The organism is Mycolicibacterium vulneris (genome assembly GCF_002104765.1).
Lineage (GTDB): Bacteria > Actinomycetota > Actinomycetes > Mycobacteriales > Mycobacteriaceae > Mycobacterium > Mycobacterium vulneris.
Genome location: NZ_NCXM01000007.1, coordinates 15,436 through 37,232 on the forward strand (window position 1 = coordinate 15,436; position 21,797 = coordinate 37,232).

Consider the following 21,797-nt stretch of genomic DNA (forward strand, 5'->3'; position numbering starts at 1 on the left):
CACAGGGCAATAGCGTCGTCGGCCTGTCGAGGGCGTTATGACCACGCATCACACCCGGCCGTCGCGCTTTGCCCGGTCCATTCGCCACCTTGCGGTGTTCATCATCATCGGGTGGGTGGCGCTGACCCTGCTGGTGACGTTCGGCGTGCCACGGCTCGAGATTGTGGGCCAACAGCATTCGGTGCCACTCGCCCCTCAAGACGCGCCGGCGGTGCAGGCCATGCAGCGCATGGGCCGGGACTTCAAGGAATCCGATTCGGACAGCTTCGCGATGCTGGTCCTGGAGGGGCAGCAGCCGCTTGGCGACCAGGCACATGCCTACTACGACAAACTGGTTGCTGAATTAAAAAGCGACACAAAGCATATCGAGCATGTGCAGGATCTGTGGGGCGATCGCCTCACCGCGGCGGGCGCCCAGAGCCCGGACGGCAAGGCTGTCTATGTGCAGTTGAATCTGGCGGGCAACCAGGGCACGACCCTGGGCCAGGAATCCGTGGCCTCGATCCGCGACGTGATCGCGCGGACACCACCGCCCCCCGGGGTCAAGGCCTACGTCACCGGTCCGTCGGCGCTGTTCTCCGATATGCAGCTCGCCGGCGACCGATCCATACTGAAAATGACGATGATCGGCGCCTTGATCATCTTCGTCGTGCTGCTCCTGGTGTACCGCTCGATCACGACCGTCATTTTGTTGTTGATCACCGTCGGGATCGAGGTCTTCGCCGCTCGCGGTGTCATCGCCTTTATCGCCAACAACAATTGGATGGCGCTGTCCACGTTTGCCGTCAACCTGCTGGTGGCCCTGGCAATGGCCGCCGGCACGGACTACGCGATCTTCTTCTTCGGCCGCTATCAGGAGGCGCGCCAAGCCGGCGAAGACCGGAAGATGGCGTATTTCACCACCTATCGCAGCGTCGCCCCCGTCGTCTTGGGTTCCGGTCTGACGATCGCCGGGGCGATGTTGTGCCTGAGCTTCACCCGTATGCCCATCTTCCAGACCATGGGCATGCCCTGCTCCGTGGGCATGCTCATCTCGGTGGTGATCGCCCTGACCCTGGTTCCGGCGGTGCTGACCGTAGGCAGTGGCTTCGGGTTGTTCGATCCGAGGCGCGCGATCGGGTTCGGCCGGTGGCGGCGGATCGGCACGGCGATCGTCCGTTGGCCCGCGCCGATTCTGTGCGCGACGATCGCGGTCGCCGTGGTGGGCCTGGTGACCTTGCCCGGCTACCAGACGAGCTACAACAACCGGCTCTACATGCCCGACAACGTTCCCGCCAACGTCGGTTACGCGGCGGCAGACCGCCACTTCAATCAGTCGCGGATGATGCCCGAGATTTTGATGATCGAATCCGATCACGACATGCGGAACTCCGCAGATTTTCTGTTGCTGCACCGACTTGCGAAGGCAGTCTTCGCGGTTCACGGGATCTCTCGCGTGCAGGGCATAACGCGGCCCGAGGGAACACCGATCCAGCACACCTCGATTCCCTTCCTGCTCAGCATGCAACAGTCGATAATGGGTCAGGACATGAAGTACATGCGCGCGCGCATGGACGACATGCTTGTCCAAGCGGACATGATGGCCAAGCAGATCGAGATCATGAAGCGCATCTACTCGCTGCAAAAGCGTATGACCGACATCACGCACGAATCAATCACGGAGACCAAAGAAATGGCCGCCGTTCTGTATGAACTAAATGGCAAAATGGCCGATTTCGAGGATTTCTTCCGGCCGCTACGCAGCTATTTCTATTGGGAAAAGCACTGCTATGACATCCCGATCTGCTGGTCGTTGCGACAGATCTTCGAAGTCCTCGACGGCGTCGACACGCTCAGCGACAAATTGACATATCTGCTCCAAGACCTCGATCACATGGACAAGCTGATGCCTCAGCTGCTCGAGCAGTATCCGCCGATGATCGCGATGTCCGAGGACATGCGGAACATGATGCTGACGAACCACAGCACCATGGCCGGCATCATCGGCCAGATGGACAGCAACGACAAGGACGCCACCGCCATGGGGCAGGCGTTCGACGATTCGAAGAACGATGATTCGTTCTATCTGCCGCCCGAGATTTTCGACAACGCGGACTTCCAGAAAGCGATGGCCCAGTTCTTGTCGCCGGACGGGAAGGCCGCTCGCTTCATCATTTCGCACCGGGGCGACCCCGCGACGTCCGAAAGCGTCAACCGCATCGACAAGATCCGGCTGGCGGCCGAAGAGGCCCTCAAGAACACCCCGTTGGAGAACGCCAAGATCTACATCGCGGGTACCGCGTCGACGTTCAAGGACTTCCGGGACGGCTCCACGTACGACCTCTTTATCGCCGGCATTGGTGCGCTGTGCCTGATTTTCATCATCATGCTGATCCTGACCCGAAGTTTCATTGCCGCCCTGGTCATCGTGGGCACGGTGACGCTTTCATTGGGTGCATCGTTCGGGATCTCGGTGCTGATCTGGCAATACATCTTCGGCATCAAGTTGTACTGGATGGTGCTGCCGATGTCGGTGATCGTCTTGTTGGCGGTCGGTTCCGACTACAACCTGCTGTTGGTGTCCCGTATGAAAGAGGAATTAGCGGGCGGCATCAATACGGGCATCATTCGCGCGATGGGCGGCACCGGCAAGGTCGTGACGAACGCCGGCCTGGTGTTCGCATTCACCATGGCTTCGATGGTGGTCAGCGACCTGCGCATCATCGGCCAGGTCGGTACCACGATCGGCCTGGGCCTGATGTTCGACACCTTGATCGTGCGCTCGTTCATGACGCCTACCATCGCTGCGCTGCTCGGCCGGTGGTTCTGGTGGCCGCAATTGGTGCGGCCGAGGCCGGCCAGCCTGCTGCTTCGCTCCGTGGGAACGCGTAAGTCGGTACGCACCTTGCTCCACGAGGACGAGGTCGACATGGACGCCCCCACGGCCGAGATCCCCGTCGCCAGGCCGACCGTCTAGGTGGTGCTCGTCGTTTCGTTGCCCGGATAGCTGGAGAGCGAGGCGGTCAATGCCCTCCGCGAGAAGCGCGACGAGAAAGATTGGACGCCAATGATTTTGCCCGACGGAAAGGCCTGCGCCATCTCCCCTATTGCTATCTGCCTATACCGTCCGCACGCCACTCCGCACCGTGAAATACTCCTATCGTGAGCGCTCTGGCGATCGAGGTCGAAGGCCTCACAAAGACATTCGGGCGAGACACGGTCGCGCTGAGCGGCATCGACTTCTCGGTTCCGGCCGGGACGGTGTGCGGGGTGCTCGGCCATAACGGAGCCGGCAAGACCACCACGATCAACATTCTTTCCACGCTGATCCGTCCCAGCTCGGGACGTGCCAGCGTCGCCGGCTACGACATCATCCGCCAGCCGTCCGAGGTACGTGCCAGCATCGGGATGGCCGGACAGTTCACCGGGATGGACCCCATGCTGACCGGCCGGGAGAACCTGGTCCTGTTCGGCAGGCTGCGCGGATTGAATCGCAAGCGCGCGAAGGCCCGCGCCGATGAGCTGCTCGAACAGTTCGATCTGGTCGCCGCCGCCGACCGCCGGCTGTCGACCTACTCCGGAGGCATGTTCCGGCGCGTCGATTTGGCCAGCGCCCTGGTGGTGCCGCCGCAGGTGCTCTTCCTCGATGAGCCGACCACCGGGCTGGACCCACGCAGCCGCCGCGACGTGTGGGCCCTGGTGAGTTCGCTGACGGTGCAGGGCATGACCGTGCTGCTGACCACGCAGTACCTGGAAGAGGCCGACGTGCTCAGCGATTCGATCGTCGTGATCGATCACGGGCAGGTAATCGCCAGCGGCACTGCAGAAGAGCTCAAGCGCGCGGTGGGTACCAGCTACTGCCAGGTGACCCCTTCCAATCCCGCCGACCTGGCTCAGGTCGCGGCGGCGCTGAACGGCCTCGAGGGCGTCGACATCGACAGCGACGCGAATTCGGTGTCGGTGTTCGCACCCGATGGGGTGGCCTCGCTGGTCGAGGTGTTCCGGCGGGTCGACGCGCTGGGACTCGAGCTCGCCGATATCTCGCTGCGCAAGCCCTCGCTCGACGAGGCTTTCCTGCACCTCACCGAACGGACCGCCGCCCGGTCATGAGTGCCCTGTCCGCCCTCACCGAGCGTTCGCTGAAGTCTGCGGCGCGCGACGGCGAGATGGTCGTCGAAATGCTTTCACCCGCATTGTATTTGGCGGGATTCAGTGTGGCACTGCACGGCCTGATCGACACCGGGCGCATCAGCTATACGCAATATTTCCTACCCGCGGTGGTCGCCCAATCGATGATTTTCGTTGGGCTGATGACCGCGGATCGGGCGGCGCGTGATCACCTGTATGGGATCGGCGAGCGGATGCGCACGCTGCCCGTCGCCGCGGCAGCCACCGTAACCGCCCGCACGGTGGCCACCTTGATGAGGGGACTGCTCTCCCTGGTGGTGGCGCTGATTGCCGGCTATGCCTTCGGTTTCCGGATCACCGGTGGGTTGGGCTACGCAGCGGCTTTCCTGCTGATCTCGTTGCTGCTGTGCCTGGCGGTGACGCTGGGCGCCGACGCGCTGGGATCGAGCGCCAAGACGGTTCAGGGCGCCAGCCACTTCTTGTTCGTCCCCCAGCTGCTGCTTTTCATGCTGTCCACCGGAATCGCGCCGGAAAAAACCTTCCCGGATTGGTTGCGCCCATATGTTCGTAACCAGCCAATTTCACAGTTCGCCGAAACACTACGCGGGCTGGCCACTGGCCACGTGATCCTTAGCAATCTGGCGGCCACCCTGGCTTGGTGTCTGGCCATGGTTCTGGTCTTCGGCGCAATCACGCTGCGGATGCAGAGGCGCGGCTAGTGACGCATCGCCTCGAGCCACACGGATCGCTGTGGACCCAGAGCTGGGTGCAGGCCGGCCGGCTCTTGCTCCGGTGGCGGCGTGACGAAGCGGTCTTGATGGGGTCGCTGTTGCTTCCAGTCTTCCTCTTATTCTGCTACCAGATTGTGCTGGGCGAGCAGGTGCGCAAGGTCACCGGTGTCGAGAGCGTTTACGGCGTAGTCCCCATGTGTGCAGTGATATCCGCGTTGTTCGGGTCTTTGGGCAACTCGGTCGGCATCACCATGGACCGCGAGTCGCGCATGCTCAGCCGGATGTGGGTGCTGCCGATTCACCGGGCGAGCGCGATCACCGGCTGGATCATCGCCGAGGTGGTGCGCGCATTGCTCGGCACCATCCTGATCACCGCAATCGGGTTGGCGATGGGGCTGCGCTTCACGCAGGGGTGGCTGGCCGCACTCGTCTTCCTTCTGATTCCGTCGATCGCGGTGACCGGGTTTACGTCTCTGGTGATGGCGATGGCGATCCGCAACAATGGCCGCACCGCAATGACCTGGCTGCTGAGCGCAACATTCGCCCTGGCGTTCGTGAATACCGGTGCCAGTCCAATCAAGCTGTTCCCGGCTTGGGCTCAACCATTAATCCGCATGCAACCGATCTCGCCGCCCATCGAGGCGATGCGGTCACTGGCCCACGGCGGACCGCTGCTGCAACCCCTGGCGATAACCATGACGTGGACGGTCGTGCTACTCGCGGTGTCCATCCCGGTCGCCGTGCGCGGCTATCGGTTGGCCGCCGAGTTGAGCGCGTAAGACGTTGCGGGATGAAAGATCTTAGTAGTCACTTCGATGTCGCTCGGGCCGTAGCCGCCGAAAAAGGAGATAGATGCTGACCGAAGAGGCGGCAGCGAGCTCACCCAAGGTGAGCATCGTAACGACCACCCACAACCAAGAGGCCTACGTCCGCCAAGCTTTCGACAGCTTTATTGCTCAGCAGGCCGAATTCCCCATCGAGGTCATCGTTGCTGATGATGCCTCAGTCGATGCGACGCCAGCGATCATTTGCGAGTATTCCGAACGCTATCCCCACATCTTCCGGCCAATCTTCCGACCCGAGAATGTCGGGCTGAATAGAAATCTCGTGGGGGCGCTGTCGGTTGCTCGCGGCGAGTACATCGCCCTATGCGAGGGCGATGATTTCTGGACCGATCCACGCAAGCTCAGCAAACAGATCGCATTCCTCGAACAACACCCAGGCACCTCAGTGTGCTTCCATCCAGTCCGCGTGATGTGGGACGACGGCCGGGCTGAAGACTCGAAGTTCCCGCCGCTCTACTTGCGCGGCGACCTCAGCGTCGAGGCCCTCCTTTTGATGAATTTCATCCAAACTAACTCCGTTGTGTATCGCCGCCTTGAGCGTTACGCGGATATCCCCGCCGACGTCATGCCGTTGGACTGGTACTTGCATGTCTTGCATGCAGCCCATGGTGATATTGCGATGTTGCCGGAAACGATGGCCGTCTATCGCCGGCATGCCGAGGGCATGTGGCACAACCAGGCGGTGGATCCGCCCAAATTCTGGTTGGCGCAAGGTCCCGGGCATGCGGCGACGTTCGACGCAATGCTCGACCTGTTTCCGGGCGAACCCGAGCGTGAGGAACTCATCGCTTTAATGGCCGACTGGATCCTGCATCAGATCGCAAAGGTCCCAAGCCCTGAGGGTCGTGCTGCGCTGCAGAGCACCATCGAGCAGCACCCGCGATTCGCCATGCTGGCGCTGCAGCACCGCTGGGCGAGGCCTAACCGTCGGCTCAGGACTTTGAAGCGTCGGCTCGCTGCCATTGCACCGAGGCGGCGCGGACTCGTGGACGTCTGGCCCTCCCGTCGCAAACGCCAGTGAGCGAGCCACCGGGCGTCGACCAGCGTCTAAGGTGATCGATACCGGGATACGGCTCGTCGACGGCGCTGCTGCGGTGATGGTCTTGGACGAGCATTGAACTACGAGGAGATCGGTGATGAGGCCCTGCGACACGAGCAGCACCAGGCGGACGGGCACCTGTGCTCATCCGTGTCGAGCAGCCGCAGCGATGCGAGGGGCAATTCGGTGAAATCAACCCCGACCGTCTCGGTGATAACCATCTCCTTCCAGGATCTCGAAGGCCTCAAGCGAACGGTGGACAGTGTCCGGGCACAGCGCTATGAGGGAGGCATCGAGCACATCGTGATCGATGGCGGGTCCGGTGACGAGGTGGAGGCATACCTGTCGCGCTGCGAGCCGGGCTTCGCATATTGGCAGTCGGAGCCCGACGGCGGACGCTACGACGCGATGAACCAGGGCATCGCTCATGCATCAGGCGATCTGTTGTGGTTCATGCATTCTGGCGATCGGTTCTCTGATCCCGACGCTATAGGTCAGGTCGTAGAGGCGATCTCGGGCCGCGGACCGGCCCAAGATGTGTGGGGTTTCGGCATGGACAACCTCATCGGACTCGGGCGCGTGCGCGGCCCGATTCCTTTTAGCCTCCGGAAGTTTCTCGCCGGTTGGCAGGTGGTTCCACACCAAGCGTCATTCTTTGGGTCGTCGCTGGTGAGGAAATTGGGCGGGTATGACCTTGATTTCGGGGTTGCTGCCGACCAGGAATTCATCTTGCGGGCGGCGCTGCTTCGGGAGCCAATCACGATCCGCAGGGTGCTATGCGACTTCGACACCACCGGAGTCGGTACCAACCGGCATCCGAGTGTGGTCTTTCGCGACCTGCGCCGCATGTGGGACTTGCATGGGCGCTATCCGCTGGGTGGGCGGCGAACGTCACTAGGTTACCTGTGGGCCTGGGAGTTCTACCTTCGCTGCTTGGAAACCGTCTTTACCCAGGCAACAAAAGCGTCGGCACGTTGGCGGCGGCCCAAACGAGCAGCGTCAGTCGAGAATAGCTAGACACGCCTAAGCCAGAACGAGCCCGGCTCGCGGAACTCTAATTGCTGACGGAGGACTGGGCAGACCTTTGACAGCTCGTCTGGGTAGTGATGCTTCAAAAAGTTAAGCGCCCCAATGATTTCGAATTCTGGATTATAACTAAGGAATGCTTCCAGCAGATACTGCTCATTCCAAAAGCACACAGAGCGTATCCACTCCTCTAGGTAATCTTTCGGAGTAAAGATGTCATGAATATGAATCAGGACGCCAGGCTTGAGGATGGGCAGAATCTCAAGGTATTCGCAGAGAACATCGCCCTGCGGCCGGATAATGTGCGACGAGTCAATAAACAAGATATCATTCTTGTCCAATTGACGAAACAGTGACGTATCGATCAGCTCCACCGGCTTGCGCACCACTGTAACATCGAGTTCTTCGAGCCAGTCAGCTTCGTAGGGTTCTATGCACAGGTGCTCGCATCGATAGCCAGCCTGCTCATCGCGGTTGGCTTCCACCGCGCTCGCCGCCAAACGCGTTGACTGACCACTTCCGATCTCATAAATCCGCTTAGGTCTATGCAGCCGAATCATGTTATAGAGAAATTCAGCATCCCCCGATTCGAAGAAGCCGTTTCGATAGAAAAATCCAGTGTTCTCAGGCTGCTCGACTGGAAATCTAACTAATTCGTCGTTGAAATGAAAATTTGTGAGCAGATCGAGCTGTTCAGCGACATTCCAATCGATGCCAGGTAATTCGCGATCGTCGGACAATGGTTTCCTCAGATGGGCCGGGTTAAACAGCGGCTCGTAGTAATGGTCGAGAAGCGGGAAGACTCCCACTTTCCGGAAGACCCGCAAGGTAATGGGCATGCGCCCAAACCCAGTGGAACGGATCAGCCGCAGGGCTGCCGAAGCCGCCACAGTGACCGGAACCAACAGCACGTCGATTACCCGAAAACTTAAGTTCAGCAGCTTCGGCATCGTCAGCTGACCCGCCCGGGCACCACGAAGGCGACGAAACCAAGATCGCCACGATCTACCGACAAAGGCGAATCCTCCGACTTATCACGGATTTTCAGAACATCTAGATTACTCGGCGAGCTTAACATCACCAGCGACTCGCCACCGCAGTCCGGCCGCTGCTGCGCACCAAGGACACCGACCGCTGCCTGTCGGGCACCGATTTCCGCGCGCTAGTTGATCATCTCGCGCCGATCTAATCACGAAAGAAGATGCCGTCGGCCTGTAACATCTGGCCATTGCGGACATCGGTGAATCCGGGCAGTAACCCCGTCAATGTGAAGCCCAAAGAATATACAAGGTCGAGCGCCTCACGGATGAGCATCCCACCGTCATACAGGGGCTGAAAAGATAATTCGAGTTGCATGCCAACGGCCCGGTCAGCCACGGTCGATCTGCCGCCGGCGATCACCTGCCGCTCGAACCCTTGAACATCGATCTTGAGGAAAGTCACATCCGTCGGCATTATGCAGTCTGCCGCGACGGAATCAAGTCTGTAAACCGGCACATCCTCGGTGCCAATATAGTTGGCAGGCGGAAAAGCTTCCTGATGGCTTTTCAACATCGGCAAGACAGAACTGCTCGCACCGGAATTGCCGGCGACGTTTATCGAAATCGTCCCATCGACATCACCCAGCGCACATTGTCGGCAGTCCCAAAGCGGATCCTTCGATGCCTTGCTTTCGAGTAGTGAAAACGGGCCGGACAAAGGCTCGAACGAGACAATGCGGCCCTTGTATGCCGCCATGCGTAGATCGGTCGCGTATTGTCCCGAGTTGGCACCGATATCCAAAACGACATTTACGTCGTGCATTTCGAGTTGCTTCGCAAATTGGCGCTTCGAGCCGCCCTCCCAATACGGGCGTAATATCTCGAAGGTTGTGCTACGCGCAATCAACCCACCACGGCGGAACAAATCCACGGCGTAACGTTAACACGAGATCGTCTGCAGGATTCTCCGGGCCGCAGGAAAACCTGGCGGCTGGACCAATGTCGGGTTGCCACGACGCGGCGCCAGCTCACAACGTCCAGCCATGCAGTGAATGCCCCTCATCGTGCCGCGGCGTCCGTACTGGTCGTGATACAGCAGGCATGATCCCTACGATGTCGAGTGGCTGAGGCGTAACCGGGCTGTCGTTACGGAATTTCAACAACGATGGAGTCCAGGCCAGCACGAATCACTGCGGCGGGGAAAGCAGCACGTGCCGCGGCCGTGATGGCGTCGAGTTGTGGGAATCCCGCAAGCCCAGAGCCGAAGAGTCGCAAATCGTCGATCACGATCGTGGTACCTGCCGGGGTTATGTCGGCGAGTAGCCCAAGCGTTGACTCTGCTGGTTCCATCTCCTCACCCATGGCTGTGCCATCGCCAGAAAAGTGCCCGTCAAGAAACACAAGGGGAGGGGTCGAACAGTTCGCAACTATCTTCGGGATCTCGATAAGCGAGTCGCCGTGGATGAGAGTGACACTCGGGTGCTTCGCGAAACGCTTTTTGGCTGCGGCGAAAAGGCCATCGTGCAGCTCAACCGAGATCACTTGGTCTGCGTGCGGGATCAAGAACGCGGTCGTCTCACCCCGGAAGGTCCCCGCCTCGACGAAGATGCGGTGCCCGCGGGACTTGAAAGTGTGGAGTAAATGGCGGTGCTTCGCAATTGCTGGCGGGGAAACAAGGTGCTTACCGTTAAACCAGCCGTACGCTGCTGTCCAACGTGTGGGTTCTAGGGACTTTCTGCGACGACCTGGATTTAGAGTGATCTCTGCCAGATTGCGGGCGATCCTTGACATATTGGTGACAGTAACCGGCCGGGCGCGGCAGTTCCAGCTATTGGACCACAGTAGTGGCGGCACAACTTCCAGCCGGGGCGGCGTAGATTCCTCATCCCCGGGTTGCCGCGCCACGGCCATGACCCGTCCAACGCTTCAGCACACGTCACCGGAGCTTGATCGTCTCAAGCTGACTCATTTCCTCACCGTGCTGGCGTTTGCGCGATACCACTCTACCGTTGCGGCGATGCCGTCCCGGAGCTCGATCTCAGGGCGCCAACCCGCCTCGCGCAAGGTGGAGACGTCCAGCAACTTACGTGGAGTTCCATCGGGTTTGCCTCGGTCCCAACGTGTTTCACCACTGTAGCCCACCGCCGCGGCAACCATATCGGCGATCTCACTGATGGTGTGGTCGATGCCAGTGCCGACGTTGACGTGAGCGGGACCGTCAAAGTGTTCCAGAAGGAACAGGCATGCGCTCGCCAGATCATCGACATGCAGCAGTTCACGCCGCGGAGTCCCCGTACCCCAGTTTGTTACCTGCGGAACGCCTTTAGCTTCGGCCTCTTCGTATCTACGGATGAGCGCCGGCAGCAGATGCGAGCCGGATGGGGAAAAGTTGTCCCCTGGTCCGTACAGATTAGTCGGCATCGCTGAGATCCACGCCAGACCGTATTGACGCCTGACCGCCTGGACCTGAAGAATACCAGTGATTTTCGCGATCGCGTATGCGTCGTTAGTCGGCTCCAACGGCCCAGTGAGGAGTGCGCTTTCCTTGATGGGTTGGGCGGCGTTCTTGGGATATATGCAGGAAGAACCCAGAAACAGCAACCGCGGCACCCGCGCGGCGACAGCGGCATCCAGGAGATTGACCTGGATTTGCAGGTTCTGTGACAGGAAATCGACCGGATAAGTGTCGTTGGCCATGATACCGCCAACCTTCGCGGCGGCATCGATCAAGACGTGAGGCTTTGAGTCGGCCAAGAACTCGAACGTCGCGGCTCGATCCGTCAAGTCCAATTCATTGTGCGAGCGCACCAGCAGATTGGTGAACCCCTCGGCCCGAAACCTGCGCAAGAGGGCCGACCCTGCCAATCCGCGGTGCCCGGCAATGTACACCGGCACCGTCCGGTCAAGGACCCCGACGAAGTTGTTCATCCTGGTGTTGAGTTCCAACCCGGCAGCGCGGGCTTATCGATCCACGGTTTGCCTTCACACTCCAGCGCAGCAACATCTGCGTCGACCATGATCCGGGCCAACTCGCCAGTATGGACAGAAGCCTTCCACCCGAGCGATTGGGCTGCCTTGATCGGGTCGCCAACCAGCGAATCCACTTCCGTGGGTCGCAGATAGCGGTCGTCGAATCTCACATGCTTCTGCCAGTCCAAGCCGGCGTGGTCGAACGCTGTCTGGGTAAACTCGCGCACGGTGTAACCGCGCCCAGTAGCGAGAACGAAATCCTCGGGCTGGGCGGCCTGCAGCATCCTCCACATCCCCTCGACGTACTCGGGCGCATACCCCCAGTCACGGACAGCATCCAGATTGCCCATGTAGACGGCTGATTGGAGCCCGGCTTTAATCCGTGCCGCAGCTCGAGTGATCTTTCGGGTTACGAAGGTCTCACCGCGCCTGGGTGATTCGTGATTGAACAGGATGCCGTTCACCGCGAACAACCCGTAGGCCTCGCGATAATTGCGGGTCGCCCAGTACGAGTAGACCTTCGCCGCGCCGTAGGGTGAGCGAGGGTAGAACGGCGTCTCTTCATTTTGAGGCGGCGGAGAGGCGCCGAACATCTCCGATGAGGACGCCTGATAAAAGCGGCAGTCTACCCCGGACAGTCGAACCGCTTCAAGCAACCGGATCGATCCCATGCCGGTCGTGTCGCCCGTATGAACCGGTTCGTCAAAGCTAACGCGCACATGCGACTGAGCCGCAAGGTTGTAGACCTCGTCGGGGTCGATGGTGCTGAGCAAGGTCACCAAGCGGGTGCCGTCGGTAAGGTCGCCGTAGTGCAAGAACAGTCGTGCGTCTGGTTGGTGTGGATCAATGTAGAGGTGATCGATCCTCGAAGTGTTGAACGTCGACGCCCGACGAATAAGCCCATGGACTTCGTAGCCCTTCCTCAGCAGCAATTCCGCAAGATAAGAACCGTCCTGCCCGGTGATTCCAGTTATGAGCGCTCGCTTCATCGGATCCCTACGTTTGTCCATGCATCCTGGTCGCCATGCATACGGCGTCTCGTCATTGCGGCCGTCTCACTCCTCGTTGTACTGCACCGGCGGGCGTCGCTTGCGCTTCATAGTAGATGTGACGGCAACCGAACATGGAGCGCAGCGTGCTAATCGTCCGTTCTATACACGCGATCGCGGCGAGCAGCTCAAAGGAGAAAATCCTGGAAGTACCTTGCTTGCATCCGTCGACACTGGGTAAAGCCTTGAAGCAAAAACCGTCACCTTGCCCTCGGCGGCCATGGCGCTCCTCAGACGGCGCGGTCTCGGATAGAAGAGCAGGCCCCCGCACCAGGCCCACCAGCTTGCCGCCAACGCTCCCTCCCGCGTTCGAGCGCGGAGCACCGATCCACATTCGGATAGACGTCAGGCCTAAGCGCTTCTTCTCGTGCCTTAATCCTCGTGTCGGTGCGGCAAATCCAGTGAAAGGTGTAAGCTCGTCGGCGGAAAATCGAACGCAATATTGAAATGCGAAATGAGGGCCCGGTTTTGACCGATCGCGATATCCAACCACCGTACTCTCACTTGGTCCACAGGCTCAGCAGATATGGAGTCGAGGAGCTCAAACCCGTCCATCGGCCGCTCCGGGGCACATCCCCTAAGTGCGCTTACCCGCACATGATTCCTTCTCTTCTGTTGGCAACGTTGAACCGTCTGCTGCCCCATTACCGCACGATTACGAGCGTTAATGCATGATGCTCGAGAACATATCTCCGTGTGCACAGAAGTACTGGCGAGAGCGTAAGTCGGTCGTTGGAGCATTTTGGGACATTGATTTTCTGTTATTCGATCGCATCTTGACAGGGCAATTTGAGTCAGGAGTTCAAGGTGATTTACTTGAAATCGGAGCCCTCTACGGTAAGAGCGCAATTTTATTAGGTTGCCATGCCAGGCCTGAAGAGAAAGTGATCGTTTGCGACGTATTCGACAACGTCGAGGGCGATGATGAGAACGTCGCCGAAAATACTCAATCCTATCGCGGTCTCAATCGTGGAAGATTCGAAGACAATTACAAGCGATGGGTCGACCGGCCACCGGTTGTGATTGCTGAATTATCCCAGCACATTGTCAACAGGGTTGAGCCCCGTTCGCTGCGTTTTGCCCATGTGGATGGCAGTCATTTGTACAACGTCGTCCGGATGGATATCGCCAATACGCGCAGTATCTTGAATGACAGCGGCGTGGTGGTGATGGATGATTTTCGCGCACTGCACACTCCGGGGGTAGCGGCTGCCGTGTGGGACGCTGTTTCCAACGAAGGCCTTATACCTATCTGCATCTCGGAGCAGAAGTTTTATGGTTCATGGAATTCGGAAATAGCCCGCGTGACAAGCTTGAATTTGATGCAGTGGGTTGCTACGCAAGGGGATGCCATAAATTATGGTATGCAAGATGTAGCCGGCGCGAGTGTCTTACTCATCCAGAGTCCAGCGCCCTGGAAAAAGTACAAGCTTGTCATGGATCTTCCGACCCCGTGGGGAACAGTCAAAATTGTCATTGTGATACCAGCGCCTTGGAGAAAACACCCCGCCGCCCCCCGGTTGAGAGACGTTTTCAATCAGGCGTGGGTACGCCCGTATTTGGGAAGCCGGCAAGCTAAAGCACAGTCAGGAATCGACCACCCGATGCCCGATTCAGCTTGCTAGAAACCGTGCTGAGCATCAGGCTCGAGTTTAGGCCCTTCGACACTGCATGACGTTGGGTTCCGCAATTTTCTCGACATCCAGCCTGCATTCGACGCCACTGCCAATGCACAGGCTTGAGCTGCGGACCGGGCTTACCCACCTGGCGATTCTGGCGCAGGGGCTAAGGCGCGCGATCACTACGGAATTCGCAGTGATGTTGCCGTTTTTTGCCCGGTAGAATCAGGCTCTCATCCGCGGGATGACAGTTACAAAGCGCAGTGTTTCGCGAAAAGCAGAAGGCCTGAAAGGTTTTAAGCGTTAATGACTTAAATATGACCGCAACTGACTGCCGAATAACAGCGCTAAAATCCTTGACATTTTCTGCGCCAGATATATGATCTCGCAAGTCGCTCTTTATCACCTTTAGAACAACATGTTCCGCTGCTCGCTTAACGGCCGTCGCAAGGATGGGAACAGTGACAACGACACCCCCGGTCATCTTCATCATCTTCGACCAGCTGGATCGCACCATGGAGGTCTTCAAGGCCATCAGGACCGCGAGACCAACGAAGCTGCTGGTTATCGCCGACGGGCCCCGCCCGAATAGACCGGGAGAGGCTGAGAAGTGCGCCGCGACACGCATGATCGTCGATGAAGTCGACTGGGACTGCGAGGTCCATAAGAATTTCTCGGAAATCAATATGGGGCCCCGCCTTCGCATCTCGTCCGGCATAACGTGGGCCTTCGAGATCGTAGACAAGGCGATAATACTCGAACATGACTGCATGCCCAATCTCTCATTCTTCCATTACTGCGCTGAGCTCCTCGATCGCTACGAAAGGGACGAGCGCGTTATGATGATCAATGGACAAAATCGTCTGTTCGGACATACCGCGACAGCGGATAGCTATTACTTCTCGAGATACCCGCACATATGGGGGTGGGCTACTTGGAGGCGGGCATGGGCGCAATACGATCTCGATATGACTTACTGGCCTGAGATCAGAGATAAGAGGCTTTTCGATCAGTATTTTCGGAAAAGAATTGACCGATACTTGTGGGAATCGATATTTCAGCACACTTACGAGGGAAAGATTGGTACTTGGGATTATCAGTGGTTTTACAGTATATGGGCGAACTCCGGTATTTGCGCCACGCCTGCCCGCAATCTAGTACAGAATATTGGCTTCCATCCCGATGCACTGCACACGAAGTCGAGCATCTTCTCTTCACTGGGTATCGATGAGCTGGACTTGCCGCTAATTCACCCGACGACCCTCCTAGTCAGCTCTGACATTGATCAACTCGAGGCGAGGCTTGCTGATGCTCGTCACAAGGGTTTGACCGGCTTGTTATACGCGTTGAATAAGCAAATTTCGGTGCTCAAGATGCTGGTCAAAAGGGCGACGGGACGTGGTCAGTGGCCTGACCCGGGGCTGCTAGTACGGAATGCGTGAAACTCTTGTAGTCAGATTGTGCGTTCACGCTTGCCAGAGCTACAACGAGGCGCGGAATCATTCGGGCAAGTTGTACGCGAAGAAGCCGCTGACACAGGGCAGCGAGTCAGGGGCTGACTACAACGATGTCGTCGATCCAAAGAGCCTGGCGGCGACAGGGGGTACCCATCTATTACCGAGGTAGACAGACTTGACCGAAAGCCGAACTGGCGGTCGAAAACCAGAGATAATGACCTCTGCGAATGCACGCACACGCACGACCACCGAAAGGATTCGTCGTGAAATTCGCCCTGGCCAGCTATGGAACTCGCGGCGACGTCGAGCCCTGTACGGCTGTGGGTCGCGAACTGCAGCGCCGCGGGCACGAGGTCCGCATGGCCGTTCCGCCCAACCTGGTGCCGCTCGTCGGGTCGGCCGGCCTTTCCGCGGCAGGCTACGGGCCCGATCAGCAGGACGGCTTTTGGGACACCGACTTCCTCGGCAAGTTCTGGAATGTCCCCGAGGTGAGGAGGCGGTGGCGGGAAGCGCAGGACCTGCTTACCCAGTCCTGGGCGGACATGAGCGCGACCCTGGTATCGCTCTCCGAGGGTGCCGACCTGGTGTTCACGGGCCCTGGCTTTCCGGGGGTCGCGGCGAACGTGGCGGAATTCCTCGACGTGCCGTTGGCCACGATGCATTACTTCCCCATGCGGCCCAACGGGCAGCTCGCGCCTCATCTGCCGGCGCCGGCGGTGCGCACCGTGATGACGGCGCTGGACTGGACACAGTGGCGGGGGACGAAGAAGGCCGAGGACGCCCAGCGCCGTGAACTCGGCCTATCGAAAGCGAAAGGCCCTGCGCCACAACGGATGGCGGCCCGCGGCGCACTGGAGATCCAGGCCTACGACGAGGTGTGCTTTCCCGGGCTGGCCGCCGAATGGGCCAAATGGAACGGCCAGCGGCCCTTTGTCGGCACGTTGACGATGGAGTTGACGACGGATTCCGACGAGGACGTCGCGTCCTGGATCGCCGCGGGAACGCCTCCGATCTGCTTCGGCTTCGGCAGCACATCGGTTGAATCTCCGGCCAATACAATCAACATGATTGCTAAGGCCTGCGCGCAGCTCGGTGAGCGGGCGCTGGTGTGCTCCGGCAAAACGGATTTCAGTGCTGCCGCACGGTTCGACCATGTCAAAGTGGTGGGCCCGGTGAATTACGCAGCGGTCTTTCCCGCCTGCCGCGCGGTGGTCCACCACAGCGGAGCCGGCACCACTGCGGCAGGACTGCGCGCGGGAGTCCCGACCTTGAGCCTCTGGAGTCTGAGCGATCAAAAGATCTGGGCCGGCCAGGTTCAACGATTGAACGTTGGTCTAGCGCGGCACTTTTCGAACACCACACTCGAGTCGTTGGTCGCCGACCTAGGACAGATCCTGGCTCCGGAGTACGCCCTCCGTGCCCGCGAGATCGCGGCGCGAATGACCAAACCCGCCGAGAGCGTCGCGACCACCGCCAACCTTTTGGAGAAATTTGCCGCGTGAGGTGACTGTGATTGCCGCGCGCATCACCGCAAACTGCAAAGTCTAACTTCACCAGCCGTTTTCGGCGTCAGAAACATTCTCGGCCATTTGCCGAATCCCCCCGCCAAACCCGCAGACCACGCATAGGGCCGCTCGCTCGACAGGAAATTCGAATTTCGCGCTGGCTATAATTAACAGCAGTGTCAGTAACCGTACTACGTCGCACCCCAGGGTCGCCCGGTACGCAACCGCTGTGGAAGAACGGCATCCCTTCGGAAGTACTTCCTTCACCGGTCAATGGCAGGGTGCTTTTCGACTGCGTCGCAGCCGCCGCGCAACAGAGAGGCTCGCATTGACCACACGGAGAACAACTGACCTGCCCAAGGTCAGCGTCGTGTCGACCACCCACAACCAACAGGCCTACGTCCGCGACACGCTGGACGGCTTCCTCGCCCAGCAGACCGACTTTCCGATGGAGGTCATCGTCGCCGACGATGCCTCGACCGACGCCACGCCCGAGATAATCCAGGAGTACGCCGACCGCCACCCGCACCTGTTCCGGCCCATCCTGCGGTCCAAGAACGTCGGCCTCAACCTGAACCTGACCGGCGCCCTGTCCGCCGCCCGTGGTGAGTACATCGCGCTATGTGAGGGCGACGACTACTGGGTCGATCCGTTGAAATTGGGCAAACAAGTCGCTTTACTCGACCAGAACCCTGACACCGCAGTGTGTTTCCACCCGGTGGACGTCGTCTGGACCCAGGACCGCGATGAGGACGAGAAACTCATATACAGCGTCTACCGCAAGTTCGAAGAGGTCTTCCTTCCGACGTTCCCACCGCCCTTTCGGGCCGGCGACCTCAGCTTCGAGACGTTGATTTCGCGAAACTTCATCCAGACCAACTCGGTGATGTACCGCCGCCTCCCCCGCTACGACGACATCCCGGCCGATGTCATGCCGCTGGATTGGTACCTGCACGTCCGTCACGCCGCCGAAGGCGACATCGCGATGCTGCCGGAGACGATGGCCGTCTACCGCCGCCACCCGCGCGGCATGTGGTACAAGTCGATCACCGATCCCGCAACCTTCTGGCGAACGCAGGGTCCTGCGCATGCGGCGACGTTGGACGCCATGCTCGATGTCGTCTCGGGTGACCCCCTACACGAATCGATCGTGGCCAAAAACGCCAACTGGGTGCTCGGCGCGATCGCCAAACAGGTGCCAGATCCAGAGGGGCATGAACTCTTGGTGCAAACCGCGGCCGAGCACCCGCGCATCGCGACGCTGGCGCTGCAGAATCGCTGGACCAAAACCCTCGGAGGGCGCGTTAAAAGGCTGCGGCGCAAGCTCACCCGCAACGCCGCCCAACCGAAGGACGCTGCTGGACACCGAGTCGAGGAACGACAAAGCGCGTGATGATGAATGTCACCGACGACCCGACCGTCGCGTACCTGGGCTGGCATGGGCTGGGCAACCTTGGTGACGACGCGATCTACGACGCGGTTCGGGGCCAGTTACGGGGGGCAACCTTTCTCGATCTGCCGCGCCTGCCGCACCAACTGATCTATGCAACCGCCACGGCGGCAATGGGTTTGAACCGATCGCTGCGGCGCAGCAGGCAGGTCGTTGGTGGCGGCACGCTCGTCGGACGGAGCCAGTGGCGGCTCTTGATCAATCGAGGGTTGGCACTCACCAAAGACAACGGAAGCTATGCGATCGGTGTCGGCGTCGAAGATCCGGTATTCGGCGGACGCAATAGCGGCTCGGGCAAAGGCGAGCTGAAGCGCTGGGCGCCGATACTTTCCAAGTTCCGTACCGTGTCCGTGCGGGGGCCGCGCAGCGCCGAACTTCTGGCCGACATCGGGTTGGACGTCGAGGTTTCGGGCGACCCGGCGCTGCTTCTCCCCCGGCCCGACGTCGCTCCCGAAGACGGGCTGATCGGAGTGAATCTCGGCTTCGGCGACGACCTTTGGGGACACGACCCGAAGCAGCTGGCGGAAGAGATAGCCGGCGCCGTCAAGCAACTGTCATCACACGGCTACCGCTTCGTCGGGATACTGATGAATCCAGAAGACAGACGCTGGACCGACGTGGCGCTGAGAGACATTCCGGAAGCAGAGATGGTGCTTCCGGCCGACCCCGATGTGGCCGCGGGCGAATTGGCCCGCTGTTCGGCCGCCATCGTCACCCGCCTTCACGCGAGCGTCCTGGCTTCTCTGTCCGACACACCCGTCGTTTCGCTTGAGTATCAACCGAAATGCCGAGACTTCGCGCTCGCGATCGATGATGAGCAGTCACTGGTTCGCACCGACGAGGTGAGCAGCGCCGCCGTGGTCGACCGGGTGCTCGACGCGATCGCGAACTCGTCAAACATCCGGAGCAGGAAGCGCACCGCCGTCGCGCACCTAAAACAGCGCCTCGAGGGCGAGTACGCGGATCTGGCACGCCAGTTGGGTCTCGCCTCGTGATAACGCTGCGAAAAGCATTGGAGCTGAAGTGGGTCAAACGCGGCGGGTGTATCGACAGTCTTCCCCGACGATTGCCGCCCGCGGCGCGCAAAACCGAGATCGAATCTTCCGCACGGGCAACACAGAAGCTCGGCGCCCTACCCCTGGCCGACGCCTACGGACAGCCCGGTGCGACCCGGAAACCCAAGCAGGTCCGGGCCGCGTCGTGGCAGGGCGACTTGTACGCCTACCTGGTGGACTGGCACGACCCCAAGATCGTCGTGGAGTTCGGATCCGCGTTCGGGGTGTCCGGGATGTACCTGTCCTCGGCGCTTCGGCGGGGCTGGATGTATTCGTTCGAGATCAACCCCTCCTGGGCCGACATCGCGGAGAGGAACATCAAATCCGTCACCGATCGCTACACCCTGACGCGCGGTGCCTTCGAAGACCACGTCGGCGACATCCCCGACTCGATCGATCTGGCCTTGGTGGATGGGATACACACCCAAGATTTCGTGACCCGGCAGTGGCAGATCTTGAAGCCCCGCATGGCCCGGGGCGGCTGGGTCCTTTTCGATGACATCGACTTCAATCCCGGGATGGGCGAAGCCTGGCACGACATCTGCGCCGATCCCGAAGTGGTGGGGGCGGTCGAGGTGTCCAAACGGCTGGGCCTCATCGAATTGGCTTCCTAGCTGCTAGCCCTGTCGGCCGACCAGCCGACCCGCGCACAATGGCGATCCCCTGACGGCCGGTCCACACAACCGGCAATAATGGCCCCGTGAAGTTTGCCCTGGCGAGTTACGGGACTCGCGGCGACATCGAACCGTCCGCTGCCGTTGGGCTGGAACTGCTGCGCCGAGGGCATGACGTTCGCTTGGCCGTCCCGCCCGAGCTGGTCGGTTTCGTCGAGTCTGCCGGTCTCGCTGCGGTTCCGTACGGGCCGAAAGTACAGGAATTCTTGGACGAGGAATTCCTTCGCAACATGTGGACGGACTTCTTCCGCAACCCGATCCGGCAGATTCCCAAAGTCTGGGATCCGCTGATCAAGTACTGGGGCGACGTCAGCACGACGTTGAAGTCGCTGGCGGACGGCGCCGACCTGCTTTCCACGGGCCTGAATTTCGAGCAGGCCGCGGCCAACGTCGCCGAGTATTACGACATCCCGCTGGCCTCGCTGCATCACTTTCCCATGCGGGCCAATGGCCGGCTCGTGCCGAGCGTGCCGGCGCCGCTGATGCGCTCGACGATGACGGTGATCGAATGGCTGTTTTGGCAGTCGACGAAGGAAGCCGACAATGCGCAGCGCGGTGCACTCGGCCTGCCGAAGGCAACGCATCGGTCGCAGCGGCGAATCGCCGACCGACGGTCGCTGGAGATCCAGGCTTACGACCAGATCTTCTTTCCCGGACTGGCAGCCGAATGGGCGCGATGGGGCGACCGTCGCCCCTTTGTCGGTGCACTGACAATGCAGCTGCCGACGGACGCCGACGACGACGTCGCATCATGGATTGCCTCGGGGACACCGCCGATCTGCTTCGGGTCCGGCAGCATCGCGCTCGAATCCGCCTCCGACACAGTCAACATGATTGCCGCGGCGTGTGCGCGCTTGGGTGAGCGGGCTCTGATTTGCTTCGGCGGCACCGAGTTCAGCGACGTGCCGCACTTCGACCACATCAAAGTGGTGGGTCCGGTGAATTACGCGACGACCTTTCCCCTTTGCCGTGCCATCGTTCATCACGGCGGTTCGGGCACCACGGCCGCAAGTCTGCGTGCGGGCATCCCTACCCTGGCCCTGTGGAGTTCGGCCGATCAACCGTATTGGGCCGCTTCGATCAAACGCCTGAAGTTGGGCACGTCCCGGCGCTTTTCGGCCACGTCACGAGAAACACTGGTCGCGGACCTGCGCCAAATTCTCGCCCCTGACTACGCCACCCGGACCCGGGAGTTCGCCGCTCGGACGACCAAACCCGCCGCCAGCATCGAGCGCACCGCCGACCTGCTGGAAGACGCCGCTCGCCGAAAGGCGCTCGGATGAGACGGGG

At 60.2% G+C, this 21,797-nt stretch carries 17 protein-coding genes and 1 pseudogene; 13 read left to right on the top strand and 5 right to left on the bottom strand.

Features of this window, described 5'->3' with window-relative positions; genetic code table 11:
* The first annotated feature begins 37 nt into the window (after positions 1–37).
* From B8W69_RS08315 to B8W69_RS08340, 6 genes are all read left to right on the top strand, one after another.
* The gene (locus B8W69_RS08315; RefSeq protein WP_085289364.1) at positions 38–2,956 is read left to right on the top strand and encodes an MMPL/RND family transporter; all 2,919 of its coding nucleotides are present in this window, start codon (positions 38–40) and stop codon (positions 2,954–2,956) included.
* 185 nt (positions 2,957–3,141) lie between these two features.
* On the top strand, positions 3,142–4,089 hold the full coding sequence (locus B8W69_RS08320; protein ID WP_085289365.1) for an efflux ABC transporter ATPase subunit, DrrA-related: 948 nt from the start codon (positions 3,142–3,144) through the stop codon (positions 4,087–4,089).
* Complete coding sequence (locus B8W69_RS08325) at positions 4,086–4,826, top strand: ABC transporter permease (RefSeq protein ID WP_085289366.1); 741 nt, start codon at positions 4,086–4,088, stop codon at positions 4,824–4,826. Before B8W69_RS08320 ends, B8W69_RS08325 begins: the two co-directional genes overlap by 4 nt.
* Positions 4,826–5,617, top strand: a complete 792-nt coding sequence (locus B8W69_RS08330) for an ABC transporter permease (protein WP_085289367.1) — start codon at positions 4,826–4,828, stop codon at positions 5,615–5,617. The genes B8W69_RS08325 and B8W69_RS08330 overlap by 1 nt, the downstream gene beginning before the upstream one ends.
* Before the next feature lie 73 nt (positions 5,618–5,690).
* The gene (locus tag B8W69_RS08335) at positions 5,691–6,704 is read left to right on the top strand and encodes a glycosyltransferase (protein WP_085289368.1); all 1,014 of its coding nucleotides are present in this window, start codon (positions 5,691–5,693) and stop codon (positions 6,702–6,704) included.
* Positions 6,705–6,908: 204 nt separating this feature from the next.
* Positions 6,909–7,739 carry a glycosyltransferase family 2 protein gene (locus B8W69_RS08340; RefSeq protein ID WP_085289516.1) on the top strand — a complete coding sequence of 277 codons (831 nt, stop codon included), beginning with the start codon at positions 6,909–6,911 and terminating at the stop codon, positions 7,737–7,739.
* On the opposite strand, the gene B8W69_RS08345 is transcribed toward B8W69_RS08340, so the two are convergent.
* The 5 genes from B8W69_RS08345 to gmd form a co-directional block, all read right to left on the bottom strand.
* Positions 7,736–8,698 carry a class I SAM-dependent methyltransferase gene (locus tag B8W69_RS08345; protein ID WP_110881867.1) on the bottom strand — a complete coding sequence of 321 codons (963 nt, stop codon included), beginning with the start codon at positions 8,696–8,698 and terminating at the stop codon, positions 7,736–7,738. The two genes, B8W69_RS08340 and B8W69_RS08345, sit on opposite strands and share 4 nt — an antisense overlap.
* 235 nt (positions 8,699–8,933) lie before the next feature.
* Complete coding sequence (locus B8W69_RS08350; RefSeq protein WP_085289370.1) at positions 8,934–9,659, bottom strand: FkbM family methyltransferase; 726 nt, start codon at positions 9,657–9,659, stop codon at positions 8,934–8,936.
* Positions 9,660–9,874: 215 nt separating this feature from the next.
* On the bottom strand, positions 9,875–10,519 hold the full coding sequence (locus tag B8W69_RS30270; RefSeq protein ID WP_133057983.1) for a class I SAM-dependent methyltransferase: 645 nt from the start codon (positions 10,517–10,519) through the stop codon (positions 9,875–9,877).
* Between the two features lie 174 nt (positions 10,520–10,693).
* Entirely contained in the window at positions 10,694–11,656 is a 963-nt protein-coding gene (locus tag B8W69_RS08360; protein WP_085289372.1) for a GDP-L-fucose synthase family protein, read from the bottom strand.
* On the bottom strand, positions 11,653–12,687 hold the full coding sequence (gene gmd / locus B8W69_RS08365; RefSeq protein WP_085289517.1) for a GDP-mannose 4,6-dehydratase: 1,035 nt from the start codon (positions 12,685–12,687) through the stop codon (positions 11,653–11,655). Before gmd ends, B8W69_RS08360 begins: the two co-directional genes overlap by 4 nt.
* Positions 12,688–13,418: 731 nt before the next feature.
* On the opposite strand from gmd, the gene B8W69_RS08370 reads away from it, so the two are divergent.
* The 7 genes and pseudogenes from B8W69_RS08370 to B8W69_RS08400 all read left to right on the top strand — a co-directional run bounded on the left by B8W69_RS08370 (position 13,419) and on the right by B8W69_RS08400 (position 21,790).
* Positions 13,419–14,372, top strand: coding sequence for a class I SAM-dependent methyltransferase (locus tag B8W69_RS08370; protein ID WP_085289373.1), 954 nt, complete (start codon positions 13,419–13,421; stop codon positions 14,370–14,372).
* A 455-nt stretch (positions 14,373–14,827) separates the two neighbouring features.
* Positions 14,828–15,808 carry a methyltransferase type 11 gene (locus tag B8W69_RS08375; RefSeq protein ID WP_245843170.1) on the top strand — a complete coding sequence of 327 codons (981 nt, stop codon included), beginning with the start codon at positions 14,828–14,830 and terminating at the stop codon, positions 15,806–15,808.
* 278 nt (positions 15,809–16,086) lie between these two features.
* Entirely contained in the window at positions 16,087–17,325 is a 1,239-nt protein-coding gene (locus B8W69_RS08380; protein ID WP_085289374.1) for a glycosyltransferase, read from the top strand.
* 355 nt (positions 17,326–17,680) lie between these two features.
* A pseudogene (locus tag B8W69_RS08385) lies at positions 17,681–18,788 on the top strand (glycosyltransferase).
* Positions 18,724–19,773: a polysaccharide pyruvyl transferase family protein gene (locus tag B8W69_RS08390; RefSeq protein WP_085289376.1), complete on the top strand. Its 1,050-nt coding sequence runs from the start codon at positions 18,724–18,726 to the stop codon at positions 19,771–19,773. The pseudogene B8W69_RS08385 and the gene B8W69_RS08390 overlap by 65 nt, the downstream one beginning before the upstream one ends.
* Positions 19,774–19,844: 71 nt before the next feature.
* Positions 19,845–20,447, top strand: a complete 603-nt coding sequence (locus B8W69_RS08395) for an O-methyltransferase (RefSeq protein ID WP_245843172.1) — start codon at positions 19,845–19,847, stop codon at positions 20,445–20,447.
* 86 nt (positions 20,448–20,533) lie between these two features.
* Positions 20,534–21,790, top strand: coding sequence for a glycosyltransferase (locus B8W69_RS08400; RefSeq protein ID WP_085289378.1), 1,257 nt, complete (start codon positions 20,534–20,536; stop codon positions 21,788–21,790).
* Positions 21,791–21,797: the final 7 nt, after the last annotated feature.